This is a genomic window from Parapedobacter indicus (assembly GCF_900113765.1).
Taxonomy (GTDB): Bacteria; Bacteroidota; Bacteroidia; order Sphingobacteriales; family Sphingobacteriaceae; genus Parapedobacter; species Parapedobacter indicus.
Window position 1 is genome coordinate 134,395 of sequence record NZ_FOQO01000003.1, and the last position, 25,871, is coordinate 160,265.

Below are 25,871 nucleotides of genomic sequence, written 5' to 3' on the forward strand. Positions count from 1 at the left end.
GTTACATCAAACTCAATACTTCGGTGGCGACAGCAATGGCCTGTTCAATTTCCTCGTCGGTATGTACGGCGCTGATATACCACAGCCCTCTGCCAATCACACGGACGCCCCGGTCATGCAATCCGGCAATGAAGGTGTTCAATTTGGCTTTGTCGTTCGAAAGCGTATCGCGGTAATCACGTACCTGTTCCAACCTTGTAAAGGAGGTATTGAACATCGGCCCCAGTCCCTGTACCAAAAGTGGCTGACCTGTTTTTTCCGCTGCTTCTTGCAAGCCCTGCATCAGCTTTCTGCCCAATCGGAACATGCGGTTGTATGCATCAGGGTCCTGCTCCAACACCCCGATTGTAGCCAACGCTGCCGCCACGGTGGCGTTACCGGCATTCATGGTGCCGGCGTGGATGACACGGGCTGTCTCGATTTCTTCCATCCATTCCCTTTTTCCCACAATGGCGCTGATGGGATATCCACTTGCGATCGCTTTCGCAAAAATGGATAGGTCCGGTGTAATCCCGTAATATTGCTGCGCTCCTCCAAGCCCCAGCCGGAAACCCGTGATTACTTCGTCAAAAATCAATGCAATACCGTAGGTGTCACATAGCTCACGCAACCCTTCCAGAAATCCGGCTTGTGGTGCTATGCAACCGCTGTTACACATTACCGGTTCGGTGATAATCGCCGCCAACTCCGCATGGTTTTCAGCTACGGTTTGGCGGACCAGCTCGATATCATTCCAGGGGAGGATGATAAACTCTTCCCGGCTGTGAGCCGACAAACCATCTGACCAAGGGTAAGCGTTCGGATGTTCCCGACTGCCCAGTGCATCTACGGAAGGCGTGCTGATGCCCCAGGCTACGTTATCCAACCAACCGTGGTAATGGCCTTCAAACCGGAGGAATTTCGGTTTGCCTGTTTTGGCCCGAGCCACGCGAAAAGCGGTCTGTACCGCTTCGGAGCCGTCTAGGCAAAACCGCATCAACTTGGCCGAAGGAATGAGTTGGTGAAGTTTCTCCGCAAGTTCGATTTCTTTCAGATGTTGCCCTGCAAACAATTGTCCCTGCGTAGCATATTCCTGTATGGCACCCAGCACAGCCGGGTGAGAATGTCCCACGATCAACGGCCCCTGACTCAGGGTGAAATCGAGGTATTCATTTCCATCTACGTCATAAATACGGCTTCCTTTACCATGTGTATAAAAAATAGCATGCGGATGGTTATACTTCCGGAATTCAGAGGAAACCCCGCTTGCCAATACTTGCTTTGCCCGGTCCAACAACCGGGCCGACTCCTGGTAACGATTTGTTGCCATGCTACTTATAATATATGTTCTTCTCTTGTCGGGAATAAATTCCGTTCGTTGTACCGCGAGGCCAACTCGTAGATATCTCTGTTAAATCGCGAGAAAGCCGTTTCCCACTTTTTCGCATGCGCTTCGGTGTATGCATATAAACCCGACCGGTTGTGTATTCCCTTGGCCCCACTCGTTACAAGCTGCTGCATAACTGCGGGGACATCCTCTCTATTGTCGAGTTGGCCGAACAGTTGTCTAAGCGTATTTAGCGAATCTTCCAAGCCCATGAAATCCATACGCCTGAAAATTCCCATCAACGTAATCCAAGCGCCTGCATCGTAGCGAAACACTTTATCCGCATCCGTCAATGTGGTATGGCCTGCCTCAACCAAGGAAAGCGCTTCCCGGTAAACGGCATACATCAACCGATTGGTGATAAATCCGCGGATATCTTTCTTAAGTAACGTGGGCTCTTTGCCCCACGTAAACCCCAGTGACACTACGTATTCTGCAACGCTTAAATCGGTATCGGTACCACACGTCACCTCTAAAAAACGGGTCATATAGGCGGGCTCCGCCCAATGGATTCCCAAAAAGCGCTCAGGACGTGGCACTAACCGCTGTAATTCGCTGATGGGTATCGCCGACGTATTGGAAGCGATAATAGCGTCTTCATCCACTGAAGCCGTTATTTGCTGATAAACCTTGCTTTTTATTTCCTGATCTTCGACGACACACTCCAACACGATGCGGCAATCCGCTAACTGTTCAAAATCCTCTACCAATCTTAACGCATCAATGCATGTCGGAATACCACGCGGCAAAACACCCGCTGAATCCGCATGACGCAGCAAATCAGCAATATGCATGGCCGCCTTTTCCTTTTCGCCAGGTATTGGAGCCAAGGCAGTCACCGGATATCCTGACGCCAATAAAGACACGACGATACTGCTACCCATCAACCCGAGCCCCACCACACCGACCTGCATGGGTTTGATTTGTCCGTTGTCCATATCCCACTAGGGTAGCTTCGCAATGCAATCAATCTCGACGCGGATACCTTCAGCCAATACCGATTGTACCGTCGTGCGCGCAGGCCTCACGCCTGTAAAATAGGTAGCATAAACTGCGTTGTAACGATCAAACTCGGCAATATCTTTGAGATGTACCGTGGTTTTTACCACATCATCCAAGGAAACTCCGGCGGCGGCTAGGATAGCCTGAATGTTATCAAGGGTACGCTGGGTTTCTTCTTCAATGGTACCCAACACGAATTTGGAGGTCTTAAAATCAACAGAAGCTTGACCACTTACAAAAAGAAAACCTCCGGCAATGACTCCGTCGGAATAGGCTCCCGTTACGAAGTTTGCAGCCCGATCGGGGTGCACAATTTTTTGTTTACTCATATCCACTACGTTTTTATGGCTCGTAATTACTTGTAAACAAAGGTAGGTTAATAGCGTTTGGGAGTCTATTACATTTATGTATATTTATAGTACTATTTTTCAACACCCGGGATGCCAGTAGATAAATCACCGGCATCCCGGGTGTTATTAAAACCGCCCGAATTCTTCGTACACTTCAAAAGGATCGCGACCGTCAGCCATCGCCTTTCGGCTCCGACCTTCCGATTCAAACCAGCCTTCGGCGATCTCCAGAATTTCGATGGTCTTTTCCAATGGAACGATCACCACTCCATCGTTATCGCCAAACACATAATCGCCAGGGTTAACGAGTATGTTACTATCAATTCCTTTCACAAAAATCGGGATCTGATAGTCAACGATCATAAAACGGCCAAACGCTTCTACTGGATTACGGAATCGACAGAATGTCGGAAATCCCATATCAATTAGGTAGTTTGAATCGCGTGTGGAACCATCAATTACCGCTCCCACACATCCCACCGCCGCCGCCGCCGTCGCGCTGATCTCACCGAATTGCCCACAGGAAAGATCTCCCTGTGTATCCCGAATCTGCACGCAACCCGGTGTCATGCTTTTCATCAATCCCAGACGGATGTTGTGTGTCTTCACATCCCGGCTAGGCGTCGCAATCCCGTGCATTGTGAACGCAGGTCCGGCAACTTTCATCGTATGTAACAGCGGGTAGATGCCACTATTCATCGCACGTCCTTTCACCCCGATGCTTTCCATCGCATCATAAACCAGGCCGGTGTAAAGTTTCCGATACCGATTGCCAATAGCTTCAACGTCGTAGTTGACATTCACCTTCTTTATGGGATACTCAAATTTACCTGTTTCTTGATCTGTTACTGTCATATGCTTCATTATTAATTGTATGTATCTATTTTTCTGAATCCCTAAATTAACTGACCGACATTCCTCCATCACAATAAATGGTCTGCCCGGTGATGTATCGCCCTGCTTCCGAACAAAGTAATAGCGCGATTCCTGCGCAATCTTCCGGTTCCCCAAAATATCCGAGTGGAATCTTCTTCCGTGCTTGATCCGCATACGCTGCATCGGAAAGTGCCTCCCGATTTCGGCTGGTTTGTATCACTCCGGGCGCAATGTTATTTACGGTTACCCCGTGTTGCCCCACCTGTAATGCAGTATTCATGACTAAATTGGACACCGCCGCTTTCAATGCAGCATAGACGGCCATTTGGGGATGTGGCTTAGCTTCCTGGATGCTGCCGATGGTAATAATCCGACCCCAGCGCTGTGCTATAAATTTGGGCAGATAATGCTGGATAAGTCGTAATGTGGCCCAGAAATTAGTATTAACGTGTCTGTCAAACTCCGATCGACTGATCGACATCAAATCCTTGCGCACCTGCATGGATGCATTGAGAATGAGGATGTCCACTTCCGGAACAGCCGTGATCAGGTCTTCAACACCCAAGGGTGTTTCAAAATCGGCTACCACATAGTTTGGATGCGCACCGGTCACCCGTTTCAGTTCGGCACAGGCCTGCTCGCATTTTTCCACACTGTCTTTATCGTGTATCCAAACGGTACACCCCTGTTCTGCAAATTGCCGGGCAATGGCAAAGCCGATTCCTTCAGCAGAGCCGGTGATCAGTGCCCGTTTACCTTTCAGCTCAAACATTGTTTTTTCATCCATCGTTACATGCCTCCCACCACTGGAAACCAATCCGGCCGATAGGGATCCGCGTGGAACCGGGCATAATAGTCTCCATTTTCTTCGTAATAGCGTTCATACCGCTTCATCTTATCTTCATCCAAAGCCACACCCAGACCCGGCCCCTCGGGCACCCGAATCGATCCGTCGGTATACTGGAAAGGACCACCCTCGATGATGTCATCGGTCAGGTAATGGTAGTGCGCATCGCCAGCAAATGTCATAGCAGGGATGGTGGAAGCCGTGTGCAACATGGCGGCCAGTTCAATACCGAATTCCGCTCCACTATGCATAGCGACTCCCAAATTAAACGTATGGCATACAGCCGCTAAGTCTTTTACCCCACGAGGTCCCTCCCAATAATGGATGTCAGTGAGCACAATGTCTACTGCCCCAAGGCGGATGGCTGGCCCAAGGTCGTCGAATTTTGCCGGGTACATATTCGTGGCAATGGGAATCCGCACCTGCTTCCGTACAGCGGCATTTCCTTCAAGCCCCCAAGAGGGATCTTCAAAATATTCGATGCCCAGCGGCTCCAAACGATGACCGATTTTTACAGCCGTTGGTACCGACCATACACCATTCGGATCTATCCGTAGTCCGAAATCCGGCCCCAATCGCTCTCGGCAAAGCTCCAATACACGAGCTTCTTCCCCCGGTTCCATTACCCCTGCTTTCAGCTTCATCGCGTTCACACCCAGTTCTTCGTGCAGTTGCTGGCAGTGGTCCGCCAGATCTTCAGCATACTGGTCATGGCCCCCTCCGGGTCGATCATACCGCCAGAAAAGATAGGCGATGAAAGGTATCTTGTCGCGTAATCTTCCGCCCAATAAATCGCTCATCGGACGTCCGAGCACTTTGCCCTGAATATCGAGGCACGCCATCTCGATCGCCGCATACAACCGGGCATTGGAAAGATAGTAAATGCTCCTTAGCACCTTCATTTTGATGGTCTCCAAATGAAACGGGTCCAATCCCACAATGCGTGGTTTCAACTTCATCAACGCACCCCGCTGGTCGCCACCGCCAACCTCTCCCAGGCCCACGATTCCCTCATCTGTAAACACTTCCAGGATCGTTCGCAGAAAGTAACCGGGATGTACACCGGTATTATGCCGGAGTTGTGCATTTAACGGGATCGCCACACAGCGTACCCGGATATCCGTAATCTTCATTTTATTCGTTTTTTTTATTTGGCTTTACTTTTTACTTTGACACAGGCGGTACTACCGCCAAACGTGCCATCTCTGCTGGCGATAACGCATCATCAAACACCGCAATTCCCCCTATTTTACCCTTAAAAAAATTACCCATTCCGCGCTTAAGTTCCACAGCTCCTACGGTGAAATCCGAACGATTGCTTCCGATACCATATGGATAGAAATATGGGTTTTTTTGCTGGATAATCCCTTCGGGCTTGTCTTTCAGAAAACCCGCAGTCCGCTCAATCAGTTCCGGCTCACGTGCCTCAAATGCTCCATTCAGGTACGATTTGATATACATTCCATCGTAGGTAAAAGCCACACAAACCCATTTACTTTTCGGAACACGTTGCTTGCTTGCGGAGTAATCAATGGAATAAGGAAAGGGATCGGTCGGACCACCCATTTGGGATATGTGCCCACAAACCTGATCACCGCCATTGTAATAGGGCAGCGATACAAACAAACCATACTGACGTCGTCCGCCACCGTCATGTTCGTTCCATTTGCCCGCCACAAAACCCGTTCCGCCTTCCCACTTTACCCAGGCGATCACCGTCACTCGATTGGTTTGAATATCCAAATCTCCTGAAAGATCATGCGGTAAGGAGAGATAGCTCGAACGACCATCTAACCCAACAGAAGAGCCCGACAATGGCCCATCTTTCACATGGGCTATATTTCCCTTGTTGTTCAAACAGAAAAGGCCCTTACCGGCTGTAGGCATCCATCCGCTATCTGTGCATTCGGCAAAATCCCAAAACGCCACAAGATTTGCATGTTTCACGATCTCAGCAACCTGAAGATCAATAGCGGATGTCTGCCCAAATGCCGTAGGCGTAGCCAGGTGTATGGATGCTATTATGCCCAAAAAAAACCTACAAATTGCCATCAATAGTAACGCTATGTGCTTACACCAATTTTTCACTTATGCGTTGGGCCGTTTCTTGTAGTGCTTCCAGCACCTGTACCTCTTTTTTCCCTACTAACCTGGAAACGGGTAGATAAACACTAAGTGAAGCAACCACCTGCTCTTTTTCACGTATGGCACACGCTAAACCAAAGATATGTGAGGCGGTCACTTGCCGTGCATAGCCAAGTTCACGGATGACATCCAATTCCTGCCTTAGCTCACTTTCTGTGGTCGCTTCTGGCCATACGTCGCGGGTAGGAAGCCCAAACTTTTCAATAAATGCAGCACGCTCTCCATCACTCAACATCGCAACCAACAGTCGACCGGAAGCACTATTATAAGCTTCTTTCTCCGTGGAGGACCTAACCATCAAGTCGCGTTCGGCATGTACTTGATGAACAATTACCCGAAGTTGTCGTCTCAAAATGGCCAACAAATTGGTTTCGTTAATCTGAGCCGTCAGCCCTTCCATCAGTTCAGACGCCGAACGCTTCAGCCTATCTTCAAACGAACTATTGCCCACCACCTGATAAGCCATGTAACCAAGCTTGTACCCCTTTTTCGGGCCCAATTGCTCCAGGTAATTGCGAGTCACCATCGTCTTGATGATGTTGGCGCATGTGGCGTGATTAAGTTGTAGGGCGGAAGCGATCTCCCCCAGTGAAAGCGCACGCGTATTATCGCGGGCAATCAATTCCAGAATATCGAATGCTCGATGCAGTACTTGGATCATATTTTACCTCAATATAATTGAATTCATTTTTACAATGCTAAAATAATAGTTTTATGTAAATTCGTTGTAGTAATCTTTTTTGAAAAACAATTTTAACCCGATCGCAATGAGCAATGCACCGACGAGATAACAACACCCGAGTAAGGAAATCCCTAAATCTAATCCCACCGCAGTTTTGGCCCAACCCAATAACACCGGTGCTAGTGCACCAATAATAAAACCAATGGATAGCATAACACCGATCGAAGAAGACCGATATTTGGGCTCAATGACATCAAAAAGCGCCGCAAACAGGTTGGAATCGTAAATCCCACGGAACACACCGAAAAGCCCCATTGCCACATAGCACCAGAACTGCGTGTCAGACTGTCCCATCCAAAAGATGAAAGGTGCACCCAGCAGCAACCCCAGCAATTCAACCTCCATCCGGATGGCGGGCCTCCGCAGCGCAAGCCGGTCCGCAATCCGTGCACCTACTATGACGCCAACGAAGGCAAATGCAAAGTGATACAGGGTAGAATGCAAACCGGCAGCCGCCAGCGACAAACCGAACCGCTCATGCAGATAGGTAGGCATCCAAGTCAGATAGCCGACATTGACAAAGCACATCAGACCGAAAGCCAGACTCAGAAAATAGACCGTCCGCTTTGCAAACACGGTTCTCACGGTTTCACCAAATCCGGGGGAATCCCCGATTTCTCCCCCGCTAGTTGCCGGAAGTGGGGTATCGTTAATACGCCACAATGTCACGAAAGACCAAAGAACTCCCATTGAACCGAACACGTAGAATGCTACGCGCCAACCGTGATGTTCACCGATATATCCTGCTACAAATCCACTTAACACGACACCCACGTACAGGGAAGTTTGATGGATAGACATCGCCATCGCACGTGTTTCACGGTGAAACTGCCCAATCAGCGAGGTTGCGGCAGGATAATAAAAAGCCTCACCACCTCCTGTAGCAATGCTCCTGAATAAGATGAGTGCCAGGGTTCCTGAACTTAGTCCCGTGCACAGCGTACCGACACTGAATACCAACAAGCTGAAAAATACGATCCATTTACGTCGTAAAACATCTCCTACAAAACCAGCCACCGGAACCATTAATCCATATACCAAGGTAAATAATGTGGCAACCCAACCGATCTGGACGTCGGTGATGTGCAAGTCGGCTCTGATTAGCGGGATGACCACATTGAAAATTTGGCGGTCGCCCTGATTAAGGAAGTAGGCTACCCAAAAAATAGCAACCAGTTCCCATTTATAGTGTTTCTTTTTCATCCGTTTGGGGAAACTTATGTTTTATTAGTATTGACCATTCTGAGTAACGTCCCCGATCTTTTCAAAATCGTGTATGATCTGTTCCGGCAGCCGCACCCGACACTGCCATGACAGCATCGGCCTTTCGCAGCTTATCCCCGCAATTTTTCTTATCAATTTTTTAATCATGGTTACTGTTCTTTACATCTTGTGCAGTTTTTAGTCCGCCCAGGACCCCAAGATGCACCCTCGCAATCCACGGAAATGTATTTTCCGCCTTAGCATTCCCTGTCAGTATTTTGACAGCCGTAGTTCCATGGGGCAAGACGGGTACCCAATAGCTATATTTGTCCACCGGGTGGTCTTTATCCTTTGATATCTGGCTATCGTAAGCCGGGCGATGAGTTTTAATTAATGTTCCTCCAGGTAACGACTTCCAAAGACTGCCGTCTTTGGAATACTGTATATCGACGTCTTCCGTACTATCGTTAAAGGTAAAAACCTCAATCCATTTGATCGTGTCCGCTCGATAAACGATTTCCCCCGCCTCACTCCCCGCAATTCTTTCTACCTGAAAAAAATCTTCTTCCGTTTGCCTCAATCTCGGCCATGATTCCGAACTGAGCGACAAATTGGATGATCTGGAATACGTAAGCGAAAAATCCCGCAGGTTGTCCATCACCATCTGTGTACGAGGCATTACAGGCCCCATAACATTTGAAGGATTAGAAATACCGGATTCATTTTTTCCCCTTACCCGATAATAGTAAGATTGACCGGGAACAATATGCGAATCAGAAAACATGGGGTAGAAGTATAGGTCGTAACTGATATCCAGATCGCCGCTGATATTTTCCCATGGTCCTTGGGAAGATGTCGCTCTTTCTATGACATAATACTTCGCTCCCGGCGAACAGCGCCATTTCAAAGCAACCGCATGATCTTCGAGGCTTTCATACAAAAATGGCGCATCGGTGGGTGGCGGCAGCGGAGGCGTCTTCAATCCGCGTATTTTGTAACCGTATGACCGAATAAGCATTAAGTTTTCGGTTTCATTAAAGTATTCCCCGCTGTCAAATCCCGGCCAGCGACTACCTCCCCAAGAATAGGAATGAAAGAGCGCATGCCCTCCTATTCCGCCCTTATATTGAGGTTTCATTAAGCTCCAGAGCAGCCCCCCACTGGTACCTGTGTTGCAAATTTCCTCCAGAACCTCCTTAAAGCCCTCCTTTCGTTGGAACTCATCGATGATCATCGGGCGCTTCCCTTTACATTCATTCCAAAGTTCTGTGACCGTGTTGCGATAATTCGGGTATTGACGGGTCTTTACAAGATCTATTGCTTGACAATTCCGAATCACATCGGCTATATTTTCTTTCATCTGCTGCACCCCATTGGCTCGACGGGGATCGGCAATCAGGTGATTAGGGTCGATACTTTTTAGATAGTTCGCCATTTCAGCAATCCAAGCGCCTTTGTTATTGGGTACTTCGTTTCCAAACTCCCAGGCTAAAATGGCTTTATCATCTTTATAGCGGATCCCAGTGTAATGATTTCTCCTAAGCGCCAATGTTTTCAGTAAATCCTTGAACCCCTCTTTTATGGCGGGGGTCGTATAGTAATCCCCTCCTCCGTAGAGTCGGCTGAACGACTTTGTGGATCCCCAAAATTCATTTTCCTTTACCAGGCATAAAATAACCCTGACATGGTACTTATTACAGAGTTCAAGCATCTTATCCACGCGCCTTAGGGCTGCTTCATTGTAAGAACGTGGGCCGGTCACTAGGGCCTCAAATTCGCCCAACCCATCTTCCACGGTGATGCCCCAGGTACGAATCACAGTAACCCCCATCTGCTCCATATCCTTGAAATATGCTTCCATTTCATAGGAAAGCTCGATCGGATCATAGATATACCCGGCATCTGGATTGGTATTTTTATAACCGTCGTAGTGCCCATTGATGTTTGGCGTATTGACAGAAATAAACCGGAAGACATCATCTCCATCTTTTAACCGGTCCCCATCTCTGGTAATAAAATTTTTAAACGCTTGTCCCTGAACGACCATCGCTAATACCATGATCAAACAAACGAAGTTGAATCTCATCATATGTCTTTTGTCAATATGTACCGTCCTGTGTAAGGTCAACGATCTTCTCGCGATATTCTCCATCGGTATCTTTCCAGGTAATCCGATATTTCCCTTTGAACCCACGGAACCGGATTTGCGAATTCCCGTCTGCTTGTACTTGCAGGTTGGTCTTCCACTCGTGATTGATGAGTTGATCAAGGGCAAAATACGAAGGTTTCGGTTCCATATTCCGCGTGAACAGACCGGAGGTCGTGGGTTCGCCCGGAGCCCCACAATCGTCAACGATGTTCCACCAGGTAATTCCCATCATTTTTTCGATACTGAACCAAAGCCGGTACAGATTCCGGGCAACTACCGCTTGGATCTGGCGACCCCGTTCGTCATCGCCCGGTGCGGTAATCGTAATCTCACTCAAGTGGATTGGAAGACCGGCCTGGGAAAGTGTGGCCATTTTCTCCCAAACTTTTTCTGGAGCTTCAATAGGTTTTCCCGCAGCGATATCCAAACATTGTTGAGGGTTAAACAAGTGCATCTGCGATCCCAGCACATCAATGTTACAACCCCGCTTCAACAGGTCCTTCACCTGATCAACATACGATTGGTCGTTCTTATAATCGTTGATGTTCAGCAGCGCGCTGTTAGGCAGTAACGTTTGTGCCAACCGGAAGGATTCATACGTGTAATCTCCTGGCATGAGACCGTAATGGCTTTTGCAGATTGCATCCCCGGGTACCATACGGCCCAGTGAAAAATCGGTCGCGCTTTCATTCACGATATCCCAGCTGTCCATACGCGCTCCATAATAAGCGGACAGCTCGCGGATACGCTTCTCAAACAGACGCTTCATTTCCTTCGAAAACTCGGGAATCTGGGCATGGATCTCCCCCGCGGTTAGTTTTTCATACGCTTTAGTCATCTTGTTGGCACTGGTTCCCAATCCGTCCGGAGTTTTAACCCCACCTCCCCAACTTTGGATGATCTTCCGCTCGTTATCCGGGGCAAAATCTACTATCCATTCGGGATGCTGCCACCTCCGGCTTCCCCAGATCATTGTATGGCCGTGAAGACGTATACCCTTGCCTTCTGCGAAAGTAACCACTGGATCCGGGGCAGGACGCCGCCAATGCGGTTGTGATTTCGGATTATCCACGGTATTCCAGAACGCTTCGGTATCCCAATATTCTTCTTTGAAACGGGGACGATCGGGTTGCATTTCAAACGGCTTCCAATAGAGCGCGATCGTTGCTGAGTTGAACAAATTGCCGAAGAGTTCCTTATAGCGCCTGTTCCGTTCGGAGGTACCTAGTTGATTGAAATTAAAAATATTCGCACCGAAAACAAATTCATGCGTCATCTGCTCTACGTTGATTTCCGCGCCAGATGCCGCTCCAGGCACCGAAATTGTGGCATCAGCCTTTCGGTTCCGTTCTATATCAGCATCTATCTTGCGCTGCACATCCTCGTTCCACAATGCCCAGTAGGCGTCGCTCATTACATCTGGTTTATCGGGTGTCTGACTCCAACACTTTAGCGACATAAATACGGCACAAATCAAAAATTTAACTTTCATAATCCTAGCTTTTTACAACTTTCTTAATTGAACTTTTCCATTTGTTTTCAGGGAGAAGGTGGCACGCTGTTCCTTGCCAGCCCCATCCTTCCATTTCATCCGATAGGTTCCTTTAAAACCTCGAAATTTCACAACTCCGTCAGGTTGCGGTACTATCGTTATCCGGGTTTTCCAATCTTGATTAATGAGTTGATCAAGGGCGTGGTAAACCGGCTTCGGGTTAAGTGCTTGATCGTACAAACCTGAAAAGGAAGGTTCTCCCGGAGCAGCGCCGCCATCCACTACATTCCACCAGGTAATACCCATCGTGGATGGATAGCTGAACCACAAACGATACAGGTTTCTCGCAATGACCGCTTGAATTAGCTGTCCGACACGAGATTCGTCAGGGGCGCTGATGGTAACTTCGCTGATGTGGATCGGCCGCTCGGCTCCGTCTAAACACTTGAGTACAGCATGATTCTTCTCCGGTGTAAGCACATCGGCACCTTGAGCAATTTTTTGTGATTCTGAAGGATTAAAAATATGCATCTGGACCCCTACGTTGTCAATCCTGGCCCCACGATCAACCAAATCCCTCACAATCTCAACGTAACGCGGAGTCGGCCCCCACTTAATGTCACAGTCGTTGGAATTAAACTTCACATGATCCGGGAAGTACTTCATCGCCGCCGCAAATGTTTTATAGGTATAGTCATCGGGCATCAATCCACGGTCCGCCTGATGGATGGACTCATTAACCACGTCCCATCGTTGGATCCGATCCGTATACCGCTCGGCAAGTACTTTCACATGCTGCCCGAAAAGTATTTCCATCTCTTCCCGGTTTTCAGGCATCCAGTCCGGATGGCCCCATTTACGCGATCCATAGATAATGGCATGGCCGTTCATGTTGATATTTTTGGATTCGCAAAATGCAACTACCGGATCCGGTGGCGGGCGGCGGTAAATTTCGTCGGCACCCAACTCATAACGGGGTTTCCCTTTTTCAGGCTCAAGCGTTTTCCAATAAAACGGAACGGTTGCCGCATTAAATAGGGAACCAAACGTGTTTTCGTATGTACGATTCTGTTGTGGGCTATCGAAATTTCCGAACAAGAAAATATTTCCACCAAAGAGAAATGTGTGGCTAACCTGTTCAATCTCCACATTCGAACCTTTTAACACACTTTCCAGGGTAATCACTGCATCCGCCTTTCTATTCCGGTCAATATCCTCATCGATCTTCCGTTGAACATCCTCGTTCCAAAAAGACCAATAAGCTTCTCCCATTACTTTTTGTGCGTCTTTTTCATCCCACACAATCCTATTCAATTCCTGGCCCCTTAAGTGAGGACCAAACGTAAACAGGTAGACAATTATCCAACAGGAAATCTTCTTCATATGCTTTCGATGTTTTTACACCTAATTATCAAAATTCGAATTGCTTTTTATCGGCATCCGCATTCCAAGAAGACAGAACCAGGTTAACGGGCTTATCGTCTATTTCTTCCGGCAGTTTCATCTCCAAGTGGATTTCTTTTGATTCGCCTGGCTGCAACCAAAAGAAATTATCGTCAGCAAAAAACAACCGTTTCGTCCCTTCGATTTCCAGCTGAGTCATAAAAGAAGGGTAATTCCCGTGATTTTCGACAGATACATCGGCTTCCCACAACCCATTTCCCTTATTTACCATCCGATTTATGCGAAGCGCTAGCTGCGTGCGGGTTTTAGCAACCGCCGGTTTCAGCCAGGGACCTTGTTCCAGCGTTGGCCATTCCATTGGCTTTGCAACGTATTGCGAATGATATTCCGCGCTTTCCATCTGTGGGATGGTCCGCGGCCAGTAATCGGCTCTCGAAATCAAGTTTCCTTTCGCATCGTAAAGTTCTGCCAGGACGAAAAAGAAACGACTTTTATAATGATCCGGAATATCAAAAGCCGGCAAACCCCGCGTAGTGACCGAAGTCTCTGGTTTGACATCGATGGAATCTTCGGCCGACCAAACTTTTTGGAACAAATCGTCAAAAACCTGCACATGAACCCGGCCGGCAAACCCCGGTTGATCCACACCATTCAGCACCTTTACTTCCATCGGGAACCGTTCACCCGCAGCCCATAACAGCCGATCGATCTGAATGGTGATCCGTGTTGGTACATAGGTCCTCTTCAGAAAATAATAGGGTGCTGAAGGTTGACCGAAGCCATCCACCAGATGGATGGCAGCAACAACCGGCCAAGGCCGTTTATATACCCAGGGCATCAGGCCAGTCGTTACCGGATAATTTGCTTGAATCGCTTCCGCCATTACCTGATAAAACTCGCCCGCTGCCACCTGCGTCGCTTCAGCAATGGCTTCCAACGATGGGTTTGCCATATCGTCTATATGCGACGCCCGGCTCAGCATCCGAGGAACCCTGCTTGGGTTGTATTCGGCGAAGTGCATGACAAACTCTGGATGTGTTTTGCGGAAAGTTTCCGCATACATTCCCCCAAGGTTTTCCAGCTCGCGGTTGTCCACCACTTCCCGTATCCCTTTGCTGTCTGTAATTGAATGTATTCCCGTTTCCGAAACAAAGGGTGTCAGGTCAAACGCACGATACCATCTCGGATCAAAATCGGGATATGCATGGATCGATCCCCCATCCGGTGAGGTTCGTACAAATGCTCTCGTAGGGTCAAAAATAGCCAGATTTCGTTCCACAATACCGATAGAAGCCGCATTGCCGTACGAATAGGGATTGAATTCATTGCCTCCGCACCATACCGCCAACGACGGTTCATTCCGCAAACGGAATATGTTTTGGCATACCTGTGCCTCCCATACCTCCTGCGGCCAGTCGGGGGTATCAAAATTCGCTATGTTAAAATCCTGCCAGACCATGATGCCATACTTATTGCAGGCTTCATAAAACTCCTTGGATTCCAGCAATGCACTGCCCCAAATACGGAACATTTGGAAGCCCGCAGCTTTGGCCATCCGTACCGCCCAGTCGTATTTATCGGGCGTGAGATCGTAAAGCGCATCCACCGGCATCCAGTTGATTCCCTTCACAAAAAACTTCTTCCCGTTGACAACGAACTGCCAGTTATGCCAGCGGTCAGTCGTACGGATACCGGCACTTCTTACCTGTTCGATCGTCCGAACACCGAAATCCAGGTCAATTACATCAACCGTTTTTCCGTTTACCTGTAGGGACACCTGAACCTGATAAAAATCCGGATCACCCAGCCCGTTCGGATACCACAGCTTCGGATTATCCAGCACGAACGTGTCTTCCAGGAAGCACCGCCCTTCAATTACATGCGGTTTGAATGCTTTCGAAAAGGCCACTTTCCCTTCATCAAGGAAATCTACAGAAACGGTCAATTCATCGGGAACCTTCACATCCTCGCGCCCTTTTTCCGGAAAATGGGAACTCGAAACAACCTGTTGACCTCGCCATGGATGCAATTGGTAGTCGAGCGAATGCTTCCCTGAAAAAATCTCCAGCGAAAATCCAAGGGTCGCCTGGTTGTCTTTTAACACCTTGGTATAGAAAAATGGTCGATCCATATGATAGGCGGGTATCCGCTCAATGCGGATACCACGCCATAGTCCCAGGTTAAAAAAAGGCTCCATACCGCTCCCACCCGTGAGAAACCACCCTTTCACGATATTCCCGGGTTTTCTGTTATCAAAAGCAGAATTCCGATAGTTCGCCGAACGAACTTCAACAATCACTTCATTGCTGTCATGCACCACCCAGTCAGTGACATCAATGGAAGGGCCACCGAAAATACCACGGTGCGCACCCATCAACTGGCCATTCACCCATACCTTTGCGAAATAATCGACACCGTCAAAACAGAGCAGTGCGCGCTCACCCGGCCGGATCTCTCCCATGTCAAACCGCTTTTTGTAATACCACACTTTCTGTTCCAGCTGCTCATGTTCGAGCGCATGTGCATGTTCGTATGGATTCCCCAGCTTTCCGGCATGATAATGAGCCATTTGCACCGAAGTAGGGTAAGTTACATTGAACCAGTCATTTTCAGCTAATGCCTCCAAGTGTTTAATCGTATCTTCTTCCGAAGTCAGTAGCCAGTCCGCGGCAAGGTCTATATGTTGACTACCCTGCCTAGGGAAAATATAATAGGGCGATTCCAAGTGGCGTACCGACGGTTGGGCATGAAGTTCCCCGATCAGCATTACTATTGCCCAACTAAAAAGCAATACATTTCTTTTTCTCATAACGTCAATATCCAGGATTTTGATCCCTACCGGCATCCAATGCCGCATTATAATTGAACTCCGCGGCAGGTATCGGAAAAAGATAATGTTTTTCCTCAATCGTCAATCCCTTAGCATCCATCACCTTTTCTGCTGCGATACCAAGTCGTCGAAGAAACAGCCACCGTTTACCTTCATTCCATGTCTCGTAAGCCTGCTCTTTGATAATCAATTCCAAAAATTGCGCTTTCGAACCATAATCTGCCAATACGTAGTCAATTGATGCAGGTTGATCGGGTGCATATCCATACCCTCTTCTGCGGACCCTATTCAACACATCCATTGCTTCCTGTGTCGGCCCATCGTGCAGTTCGTTTATGGATTCGGCATACAGAAGCAGTAAGTCCGGATAGCGTATGATGGGGTTGGAATTGCTTGCATTATCGGAACTCGGTGCTAACGGGTCATAAAACTTAGTAGGCAAATAGGTATCAAAGCCCAATCCTAGGTCCAAAAATAAAGTGTTGTAGCCTTTCCTTAGATCGGCGTTGTCCCACTCGTCAAATAATGTGTTTCCGGTACGAGTATAAAGGCCGTACCAACCTCCGGCTCCGTGCATTTTTTTGCCATCAATGACTGCGTTGGGGTGCGAACAGAACATCACAAATTGCCACCCGGCGGTATGTGTACTTTTCAGATAGAAAACCTCCTCTGTTGTATTGACGACATCCGGCCCAAAAATCTTTTCAAAATCCCTGACGGTATTTACCGGCACCAATGCATACCGTTTACTGTCGATGATGGACTTCAGTAAATCATGGCCCCCTTGATAATTCTTTAGTTGCATGTATACCTGTGCCAGTAATCCTTGAGCGGCGTACCGACTGGGGGTGCCAATGAGCCGTTCGGTCTGTGGACAATGGAGAGCCGCGAACTCCAGATCTGCAACAATGAACGCGTACAACTCATCCAAGGAAGATTTCGGAAGGTCCCATTCATCCATATTCATTTCGGTACGCAACGGTACTTCAGACCAAAGTTGCACCAGTGTAAAATAAGCGAAGCCTCTGATAAAGCGCAGTTCAGCGATAAACGCGCTTTTTTGCTCTTCCGTGAGATCCGAACCTTCCGGTAATCGGCTGATGGCAATATTGCAGTCGCGGATCGCATTGTATAAACTGCTCCAAATACCATCTGATCGGCTTACATTTTGCGGATCGAGTCCCTTATAATCGCTGTTAGATGCCCAACTGCCACGTCCATATTGATAGTCTGCAAAACTTTCCATCAATCCCGGAAAAGACATCGCAAAGCCCGACCTAAATTTATTAAGCGGAGCGAGTACCGCTGCGGCGGCTTCCTGTTCTGTATTGTAAAAAGTTACTTCTGATACGGCTTTCGGTTCCTCATCCAGCCATTTGCTGCAAGAGCAGGTTACCAACAGACCCATAAAAATCAATAAATTCTTCATCACATTTTCTTTTAGGTTAGAACTGAACCCGTGCGCCAAAGCTGACGGTTTTCACATTCGGATAGGTGAGGTAATCCACCCCTATATTAATATTGCCAACCAATGAATTAACTTCCGGATCCATGCCCGTATACTTGGTGAGTGTCCATATATTTTGCGCACTCACATAAACCTTTAACTGATTACACCATTGTATCCCCCATTTCTGTAAGGGTAAATTGTATCCCAATGAAATGTTTTTCAAGCGGAGATACGATCCATCTTCGATAAAACGGTCGGAATATTGCACGGCTATGCTTCGCGATACCCGTGGATACTTAGCCGCAGCATTCGCCTCTGGGCTATTATCCGGTTTCCAATGACTATTTAGAACTCCTTTTCTTAGATTCAACCCCATTCCTTGATCAAGATTAGCAGTTTCGCCGACATTAAACAAATCGTTACCCTGGCTTCCCTGAAAAAAGAAAGAGAAATCGAATCCTCTGTAACTCAGATCAGAATTAATTCCATAGGTGAAGTCCGGATAGGGGTTCCCGGTTATCATTTTGTCCGCCACCGAAAGGGTCCCGTTATCATCTCGGTCTATGTATTGTAGGTTACCATCGTCGGTATATCCATTCTCTTTATAGGTAAAAAACACACCCATCGGTTCGCCTTCACGGATCAGGTGAATGAAGTCGTTGATGTAAGACAAGTTAACATTACTTCCGTATACATCGTCTCCACCGTATAGTGAGATCACCTTATTCCGATTAGCTGATATGTTTCCTGAAAGCGTCCATAACAACCGATCATTGCTGATTACGTCGCCTTCAACCATCAGTTCTACCCCTTTATTACCCATCTTTCCGATGTTTCGGATGGTATTTCCGTAACCGGATGAAGGTGGCAGGATAACGGCGTTCAGCAAATCCTTCGTTATTTTGTCATAATAGTCGGCAGTTATCCGCAATCGATTGGTTAGTAATCCGATATCCACTCCAACATTAATTTGGTCAGTCGTCTCCCACCGGAGGTTTGCCGGCAATGTTGTACTGGGTGCGTAGAAAGTTCCCATATCGCCATTGATCGGCGTTTTTCCTTGACTAAGCATATTCAGGGTAGCGTATGGGCTGATCGCTGTGGATCCTGTGCGTCCGTAGCCCGCCCTAAGCTTTAATTCCGACAGCCAGTCTACATTGCTGAGGAATCGCTCTTGAGAAATGCGCCACGCCAATGCGGCAGAAGGGAAAAAGCCCCATTTGCTTCCCGGGCTATATCGGGATGAACCATCGGACCGGGCACTTACCGTCATTACGTATTTTCCTTTGAACGAGTAGTTAATACGGCCGAGGTATGACATCAGCACCCATTTCGTATAACCGGATGATGGAATCCCGAAGATGGACGCACCAGAAATCTGTCCCGTTTCGGGCGCATCGCTGATAAAGTTGCTACCGCTCACCGAACTGGACTTCCCAACGTATTGTTGATACGTGAATCCACCTACTGCATCCAATGCATGATCATTAATATCCATATGGTAGTTCAGGATATTTTCGTTGACGATAGTCATGTCATGCTGATTCGATATCGACGCATTGGAGGCCCCATATAAATACTTGGATGTCCGGTAGTAATCGGTTTGATAATCGTTGTTCTCAATTCCTAAAGATGTACGCAGGGAAAGCCCCTTAATCAATTCGTACCCCAGGGCTAAATTGATATTCCCAAGATTTGCATTAGTTTTACTACTGGTTTCGTTGAGAATATTGAACGGATTTAGCAACGCATTTGACATAAATGGATACGCCAATTGCAGGTTCTGATAACTACCGTCCTCATTATACGGCTGAAGACTGGGCGGAGAGGCCAACGTACCGCCGATTAACGAACCGCCGCGGTTACCCCCACCGCTATTCTGGTCGCTTCTGCCCGTACGGGTATAAACCATATTCAGTTGCAGGCTGAATCGATCATTGAAGTTGTAATCGATATTCGACCGCAGATTGTATTTGTCATACTTACTATTTGGTATGATGCCATCCCGCGTCATTGCTGATCCGCTAACCAATACTTTCGCTTTTTCAGTCCCCCCCATCACCATAAGGTTATGATTCTGAATGGGCGCATTTTGAAAAACCAACGATTGCCAATCCACATTACCCATCGCTGCTATCTGTTCATCTGTAAAATATGTTTTGCCAACATCATTCAATTGCTGTTCGTTATAAAACGTTGCCCATTCGGTGGCATTCATCATATCCAGCTTCTTGATTTGAGATTGAATTCCATAGTTTACGTCGTATGCGATTGAAGCCGCTCCCGATTTGCCCCTTTTTGTGGTAATAAGCACTACGCCATTTGCTGCACGCGATCCGTAGATTGCTGTGGCCGATGCATCTTTCAATACCTCTACTGATTCAATGTCTAAGCTATTGATTGATGATGGGCTGCTGGGCATTCCATCAATAATGTAAAGTGGATCATTTCCGCCACGGATGGAGTTACTTCCCCGGATACGGACGGTAAAATTTCCGTTTGGAGCACCTGAATTTGTGGTTACCACCACACCTGCGGCTCGCCCCTGTAAGGCTTGCACTGGATTCGGCACCACATATTCCGACATTTTCTGTCCACTAACAGATGCAATCGCACCGGTCACGTCCCGCCGCTTTAGCGTGCCGTATCCCACAACAACCACTTCGTCAAGTGCTTCTTGCTTAGTTACCAATTTAACATCAAGTGTTAGATTGGCGCCAACTTCTACCTCCTGCGTACCATATCCCACATAACCAAAAACTAGAACGTTTCCCTGTCTAGCGCCAATGGAATAATGCCCCTCCACATTTGTTGACGTCGAATTAGCTGTGTTTTTTACGGAAACGCTTACCCCTTCCAGGGGGGTTCCCCCCTCATCGGTTACACGTCCCGTGACGGTGTCCTGCCCTAATGCATGGAATCCTAGGCAAAGACAGCTCGCTAAACAGCACCACTTTTTTAAAAGTTTGTGTACCATTTCTTTGGTTTTTATTGGTTAAAATTTTTTATAACTTTTATATTATAAAATATAGTTTTATAATAAAAACAAATATAATGGAGTTATTTTTGGTTTTGCAAATTATTTTATTGTTTTTTTCGAGTTTGCTTAGATCATACATCAATAAATAACTAAATACCAGCCAGTTAAAACAGACCCTAAATCGCTGTTAAACACGCTACCTCCACTTGAAAGATTCCATACCTGAAACTCAATTACCTAAACCAGCCATCGAAGGGAGGCATGTTGCATCTCATCTACTAATTATTTTAAGGATATTCGATTTTACGGAGTTTGCAAACTAGATGGCGGAAGAGCTGATGGCATTACAGGTCGACAGACAGGCTGAATAGGCCTGCCATAACGCACAGTCTCGTGGTTCACAAGACTTTGGAAAAGGAAACGTCCAAGAATGGACGGAAACTGATCAAGATAGCTAAACTACTGAACAGGAATCTGCCGAAGCTGAGAAAACCTAATCAGTGAGAAGACGATGGCTGAAAGAAACCCGTCTGCGACCTGTTCAGCAAGCCAGCGACAGCTAGCCCAAAAAGGTACTCAAAAAAAGTTTTGTTCTTGCATCCAATGAATGCACCTTCCAAACCATTCATCGAATGACGGAGCGGTTAAAAAGCCATGTTCGCCTTTGGAATAAATATGCAGCCCCGCGGCAACCTTATGCTTGTGGAGCGCTTCGTAAAAACAAAAGCTATTTTCTACAGGTACTACTATATCTGCATCCGAATGCACCAGAAAAGTTGGCGGAGTCAGTGAGTCGACTTGCAATTCATTGGAAAAAACATTGATTTGTTCAATGGCCGGCGCTACACCCAGTAAATAATTCCGTGATCCGGTATGCCCGATGCCATCAGTCATGCTGATCACTGGGTTAACCAACAGCATAAAATCCGGACGTAAACTCATATTCTCTAGATTCGCGACATACGCTTTATCAAAGTGAGTCCCTACGGTGGCAGCTAGGTGCCCACCCGCCGAAAACCCCATGATTCCGATTTTATCCGGGTCTATTCCCCAAACAACAGCCCGTTTACGCACCAGACGGATAGCCTGTTGGGCATCTTGCAGCGGACCGATGGATTTATCAATCATGATTTCGTCGTCCGGCAAACGGTAGCGAAGCACAAAGGCAGCGATGCCAAGTTCGTTAAACGCCTTCGCGACATCCGACCCTTCTCGTTTTGTCAATAATACATGATACCCGCCTCCTGGACAAATAATCACAGCCGTGCCATTGGCCTTGTCCGGAGGTGGCAGAAAAACAGTCAGGCTTGGTACAGAAACCTGAAAGGTCAACGTATCCACCGCCGCATTCGGTTCATCCCGTTCCCGATCGGCCGTTGGTTTTGAATTGGGCACTGCCCCTTCATAAAGTGGAAATCGTTCCTGCGCATTACAATAGATGACCGCACATCCTAATATGAAAACTAGATATTTTACCATGTTGATAAACCAAAAATGAAGTTACGAAAGTTACAATATATCCTAACAGACAATAAGCCCGATTACTTTGAAAAAGAAACCCTTGGTGACTCCAGATCAAAATGATTGATAGTACTAAGGGAAAGAGTGGTATCCGCATTAGCCGGTAGAGAGATTACCGCCTTCATTTCGGGCAATGCCGACATGGGGATCGCGTCGTCTCCGTTCTGGTCAAAATATTGGTATACGCCCTGTTCTGGAAATCGCGCAATAAGCTGGTTTCCACTATAAATAAGAAATTGCTTAATTCCCGACTCAATATCGGCATCGGCCTTCCAAGTCAGCTCAACAGCCATGCTGTGGCGGCGTCTCATGGCCAATCCGTAAGGTGCCAATGGAGGAGTTCGATCAATAACCGAGCCCGTTATCACAAATTCCTTCCATTTGGCTGCCGTCGCCGAATCGGGTAACCAGGAAAACGCATTTGCATCTTGAGCCTGTTGCTTAAATCGCCAGGTGTTCAATGACAACGTATCCGCCAACCACCCGTTACGCTCATTGATAGCTCTCATTTCTCTAAATGAATGTTGTGTTCCAGTAGGAAGACGCCTGGAAAGTACCGATTCGTAAAACGGAATAGCTATGTACCTCACAAAACTGTAATTGTGATTTTGATGCGGCGTACAGGCAATGCTAACGAGCCCCCCAGCCGAACGCAACTTATCAAATGTATGTACGGCTGTTTGCCAGCACTTTACTTCCCCCGAGTTGATATCGCCAGCGCCTGCATGGCGGATCATCAACGGAATTTTTAACGCTTCGTCTGGATAATTCCAATTTGGGTCAAAAGCCGGAGAATAACCAAAAGCAGCCAATATCCGTTCCGGATAATTCTTCATCATTGCAAGCGTCCAGTATCCGCCGCCCGAATGCCCCCACAATAGCCAAGGAACTTCCTTTAATTCGGTATGCGACGAAACCATTCCCACATCTTCCAGCGCTTTCAGCAAAGACGGTCCAGAACCGGATTCCGGATTTTTCCAGACCCTGCATCCATTTTCGTAATATAAGTCGGGTCCGACAACGGCCAGCCCCCATTTCTTGGCGAATGCCTGATATTGCAGATCATAGGCTGTGGATGCCCCACGGCCTTCCATGCCGCAGCCGTGTTGATGAATGAAAACACCTCGGAGCGTATCGATCCCTGCAGGAATAAACACACTGTATACTGCAGAATCAACGGTATCTGCGTTTTTTACCACCACGCGGTAAATGGTGCCGGTTTCAATCACTTGCTTTTCGACCGGCCGAACGTGCAGCTGTATATCGCCAGGAAGCCGTATAGCTCGTCCAGAAAATGAAAGCACCGCCGCCACGACTAAGAAACAAACTGAAGCCGAAGCCTTATTTAACATCTTTCCCATAGTAAGTTGATCTAACGAGCATATAGTATGATTACGGGTTAATCCGCTATTTGATTACGGAAGGAATTGAATCCGAGCTATAATATCGTGGCTCACGTGACCCGCATTTGGTCTGCAACCGTTTTATACGCAACAATTTGCGTGGAATTGCCCGGGATCCTCACTAGGTCACCCGTTACGATTACAAACTTTGGCCGCAATCGATTCGCTTCCGAAATCGCTTTTTCAACATTGATTTTTTCCTGGATATAATCCTCGTTTTTATTAAAAAAGCCAAACTGTGTATCCGACATGTGAAAAAAGAAAAAGGATTTATCGTCTTCGATCGTGGTGCATTGTATAAGATTTAAAATAACGAAACCGACAACTAATCGAAAAACATACTTCATGCTTATATGGTCAAAATGAGTGGCTAATTTAGCCTATTTTTTTAAGTCCACTACTATAAAGCTACTCGTTCTCTGGATATCTCAATAAAATCCGTCATGCCTGTGAATTAATCCCGCTATCCACCAAACAAAACGAGATGTCACGTGTTTTCACAGTGTACAAACCAGTTAGTACCATGAAAGTTATTTTTCCCATCAAATTAGCTCTTTCGTGCATCTTTTTTTCCGGCATGATGGTAACAGGATGTGTGGCCCAGATTTCAGATACGCAAAGCGAATTGGACAAACGTGTTGAAAAGTTCCTGACAGAAAAAAAGCAGACTTGGCACGATCTCAACGTGCCGTACAAAGACGGTCGGGTGTTGCACGACCTCATTGTGGACAACAATTACCAATCGGCGCTGGAAATTGGTACATCCACAGGCCATTCCACCGTCTGGATCGCTTGGGCACTCAGCAAGACCGGCGGTAAGCTTATTACCATCGAAATCGACGAAAACAGGCAGCGACAAGCCATCGAAAACTTGAAAACCCTAGGACTGGCCGATTTCGTGGACTTCCGGCTGGGTGATGCACATCAGCTGGTGAAGGAAGTGGAAGGCCCATTCGACTTTGTCTTTTCAGACGCTGACAAAGACTGGTACATCCAATATTTTAAAGACGTTGACCCAAAGCTCAAAACAGGCGGTACCTTTACGGCGCACAATGTGCTGCAATCGATCAGTGGCATAAAGGAGTACATGGACTTTGTAAATAGCCATGTAGGCTACGAGACCACGGTGGACCGATCGAGCAATTCAGGCATCGCAATCAGCCGAAAAAAATAGCCGTTGCCTTCAAATTACAAATACGGATGTTATTTAATTCCAGATAGCTCCGTCAATCCTTCAACTGCAATACAGCCACCACCGGGCGATGATCGGAAGCGTAGGTCTCTGCAACTACCCGGTGCTCCATGACACGTATCGCCGAAAGCGGACGATAAAAAATATAATCGATTGTCCGATTGGGAGTCGTTACGGGGATCGTACCCGGGCAATTCCCCCCTATGCAGGTCCGCCGGAATGTTTGATCCATGATATCGATGGGTTCGCTTCCCGCTACGTCGTTGAAATCGCCGCACACAATTACCGGACTGTTGCCTTCGGTAAACGCTTCCGTAATTTTCTGTGCTTGCACAGCGCGGTGCTGTGTATGCAGATCAAGATGTGTACTGGCAAATACCAGTGGTTGGCCTCCCGGCAATTTTACCTTAATTGCCGCGACCGCCCGCGGCTCTCCGCTAAGGCCGGGTGCCATGGGCAATGCAAAACCCAGCGTGTCTTCAATCGGAAACTTAGAAAGCACGGCAACGCCATATTCGCCTTCTTCGTGGTCGATGGCCTTTTTGAAATAATAATACATTCCCGTCAACTCCGCCAACGCTTTTGCCTGATGCAAACCCTTGCCCGACCGGAGCGTATGTACATCCACTTCCTGTAAGGCCACCAGATCCGGCGATTCGTCTTGGATAACCTTCGCAATCGCTTCGACGTCAATTAAATCTGGCCGACTAGGCGGATTACAATGATGAATATTGTAAGCCATTACCTTCAGTTCAACCCCGGTCCATTCCCGCGGCGGTGCCGGTTGGCCATCGTCCGGCTCCGCTCCATTTTTGGCGCAGGCGAGCAACACGGATAACAGGATAGGCAGGTAAAGGATGTGTTTCAGCAACTGTCGACGGAATTCCATTTGTATATCTTTTAAAAAGGGCATGGGAGC

Annotated in this window: 19 protein-coding genes; 1 reads left to right on the top strand and 18 read right to left on the bottom strand. The window is 47.5% G+C overall.

Translation table 11 applies throughout. The features are described from left to right. Position 1: 1 nt before the first annotated feature. From BMZ56_RS07325 to BMZ56_RS07405, 17 genes are all read right to left on the bottom strand, one after another. Positions 2-1,309, bottom strand: a complete 1,308-nt coding sequence (locus BMZ56_RS07325; protein ID WP_090625924.1) for an aspartate aminotransferase family protein — start codon at positions 1,307-1,309, stop codon at positions 2-4. Positions 1,310-1,314: 5 nt separating this feature from the next. Next, a complete protein-coding gene (locus tag BMZ56_RS07330) occupies positions 1,315-2,304 on the bottom strand; it encodes a 3-hydroxyacyl-CoA dehydrogenase family protein (protein ID WP_090625925.1) in 990 nt (329 codons plus the stop codon). 6 nt (positions 2,305-2,310) lie between these two features. Further along, a complete protein-coding gene (locus tag BMZ56_RS07335) occupies positions 2,311-2,697 on the bottom strand; it encodes a RidA family protein (RefSeq protein ID WP_090625926.1) in 387 nt (128 codons plus the stop codon). A gap of 147 nt (positions 2,698-2,844) precedes the next feature. After that, positions 2,845-3,573: an RraA family protein gene (locus tag BMZ56_RS07340; RefSeq protein WP_177195074.1), complete on the bottom strand. Its 729-nt coding sequence runs from the start codon at positions 3,571-3,573 to the stop codon at positions 2,845-2,847. 46 nt (positions 3,574-3,619) lie between these two features. Then, positions 3,620-4,381, bottom strand: coding sequence for an SDR family NAD(P)-dependent oxidoreductase (locus BMZ56_RS07345; RefSeq protein WP_090625928.1), 762 nt, complete (start codon positions 4,379-4,381; stop codon positions 3,620-3,622). A 2-nt stretch (positions 4,382-4,383) separates the two neighbouring features. After that, positions 4,384-5,574 carry an enolase C-terminal domain-like protein gene (locus BMZ56_RS07350; RefSeq protein ID WP_090625929.1) on the bottom strand — a complete coding sequence of 397 codons (1,191 nt, stop codon included), beginning with the start codon at positions 5,572-5,574 and terminating at the stop codon, positions 4,384-4,386. 31 nt (positions 5,575-5,605) lie between these two features. After that, on the bottom strand, positions 5,606-6,493 hold the full coding sequence (locus tag BMZ56_RS07355) for a LamG-like jellyroll fold domain-containing protein (protein ID WP_090625930.1): 888 nt from the start codon (positions 6,491-6,493) through the stop codon (positions 5,606-5,608). A 19-nt stretch (positions 6,494-6,512) separates the two neighbouring features. After that, complete coding sequence (locus BMZ56_RS07360; RefSeq protein ID WP_090625931.1) at positions 6,513-7,247, bottom strand: IclR family transcriptional regulator; 735 nt, start codon at positions 7,245-7,247, stop codon at positions 6,513-6,515. Between the two features lie 51 nt (positions 7,248-7,298). After that, the gene (locus BMZ56_RS07365) at positions 7,299-8,531 is read right to left on the bottom strand and encodes an MFS transporter (protein WP_090625932.1); all 1,233 of its coding nucleotides are present in this window, start codon (positions 8,529-8,531) and stop codon (positions 7,299-7,301) included. A gap of 160 nt (positions 8,532-8,691) precedes the next feature. Then, a complete protein-coding gene (locus BMZ56_RS07370; protein WP_177195075.1) occupies positions 8,692-10,620 on the bottom strand; it encodes a glycoside hydrolase 5 family protein in 1,929 nt (642 codons plus the stop codon). 10 nt (positions 10,621-10,630) lie between these two features. Continuing rightward, positions 10,631-12,172 carry an endo-1,4-beta-xylanase gene (locus BMZ56_RS07375; protein ID WP_218146499.1) on the bottom strand — a complete coding sequence of 514 codons (1,542 nt, stop codon included), beginning with the start codon at positions 12,170-12,172 and terminating at the stop codon, positions 10,631-10,633. Positions 12,173-12,184: 12 nt separating this feature from the next. Next, a complete protein-coding gene (locus BMZ56_RS07380; RefSeq protein ID WP_090625934.1) occupies positions 12,185-13,555 on the bottom strand; it encodes an endo-1,4-beta-xylanase in 1,371 nt (456 codons plus the stop codon). 28 nt (positions 13,556-13,583) lie between these two features. Beyond that, entirely contained in the window at positions 13,584-16,385 is a 2,802-nt protein-coding gene (locus BMZ56_RS07385; RefSeq protein ID WP_177195076.1) for a glycoside hydrolase family 2 protein, read from the bottom strand. A gap of 4 nt (positions 16,386-16,389) precedes the next feature. Then, positions 16,390-17,835, bottom strand: a complete 1,446-nt coding sequence (locus BMZ56_RS07390; RefSeq protein ID WP_218146500.1) for a RagB/SusD family nutrient uptake outer membrane protein — start codon at positions 17,833-17,835, stop codon at positions 16,390-16,392. 16 nt (positions 17,836-17,851) lie between these two features. Beyond that, a complete protein-coding gene (locus BMZ56_RS07395; RefSeq protein ID WP_090625936.1) occupies positions 17,852-20,833 on the bottom strand; it encodes a SusC/RagA family TonB-linked outer membrane protein in 2,982 nt (993 codons plus the stop codon). Positions 20,834-21,412: 579 nt separating this feature from the next. Then, a complete protein-coding gene (locus tag BMZ56_RS07400) occupies positions 21,413-22,315 on the bottom strand; it encodes an alpha/beta hydrolase (protein ID WP_090625937.1) in 903 nt (300 codons plus the stop codon). Positions 22,316-22,377: 62 nt separating this feature from the next. Beyond that, positions 22,378-23,718 (bottom strand): alpha/beta hydrolase family protein, encoded by a 1,341-nt coding sequence (locus BMZ56_RS07405; protein WP_143072871.1) that lies wholly within the window; start codon positions 23,716-23,718, stop codon positions 22,378-22,380. Between the two features lie 565 nt (positions 23,719-24,283). On the opposite strand from BMZ56_RS07405, the gene BMZ56_RS07415 reads away from it, so the two are divergent. After that, entirely contained in the window at positions 24,284-24,934 is a 651-nt protein-coding gene (locus BMZ56_RS07415; protein WP_245893128.1) for an O-methyltransferase, read from the top strand. A 52-nt stretch (positions 24,935-24,986) separates the two neighbouring features. On the opposite strand, the gene BMZ56_RS07420 is transcribed toward BMZ56_RS07415, so the two are convergent. Continuing rightward, positions 24,987-25,841 (bottom strand): endonuclease/exonuclease/phosphatase family protein, encoded by an 855-nt coding sequence (locus BMZ56_RS07420; RefSeq protein ID WP_218146501.1) that lies wholly within the window; start codon positions 25,839-25,841, stop codon positions 24,987-24,989. Positions 25,842-25,871 lie beyond the last annotated feature (30 nt).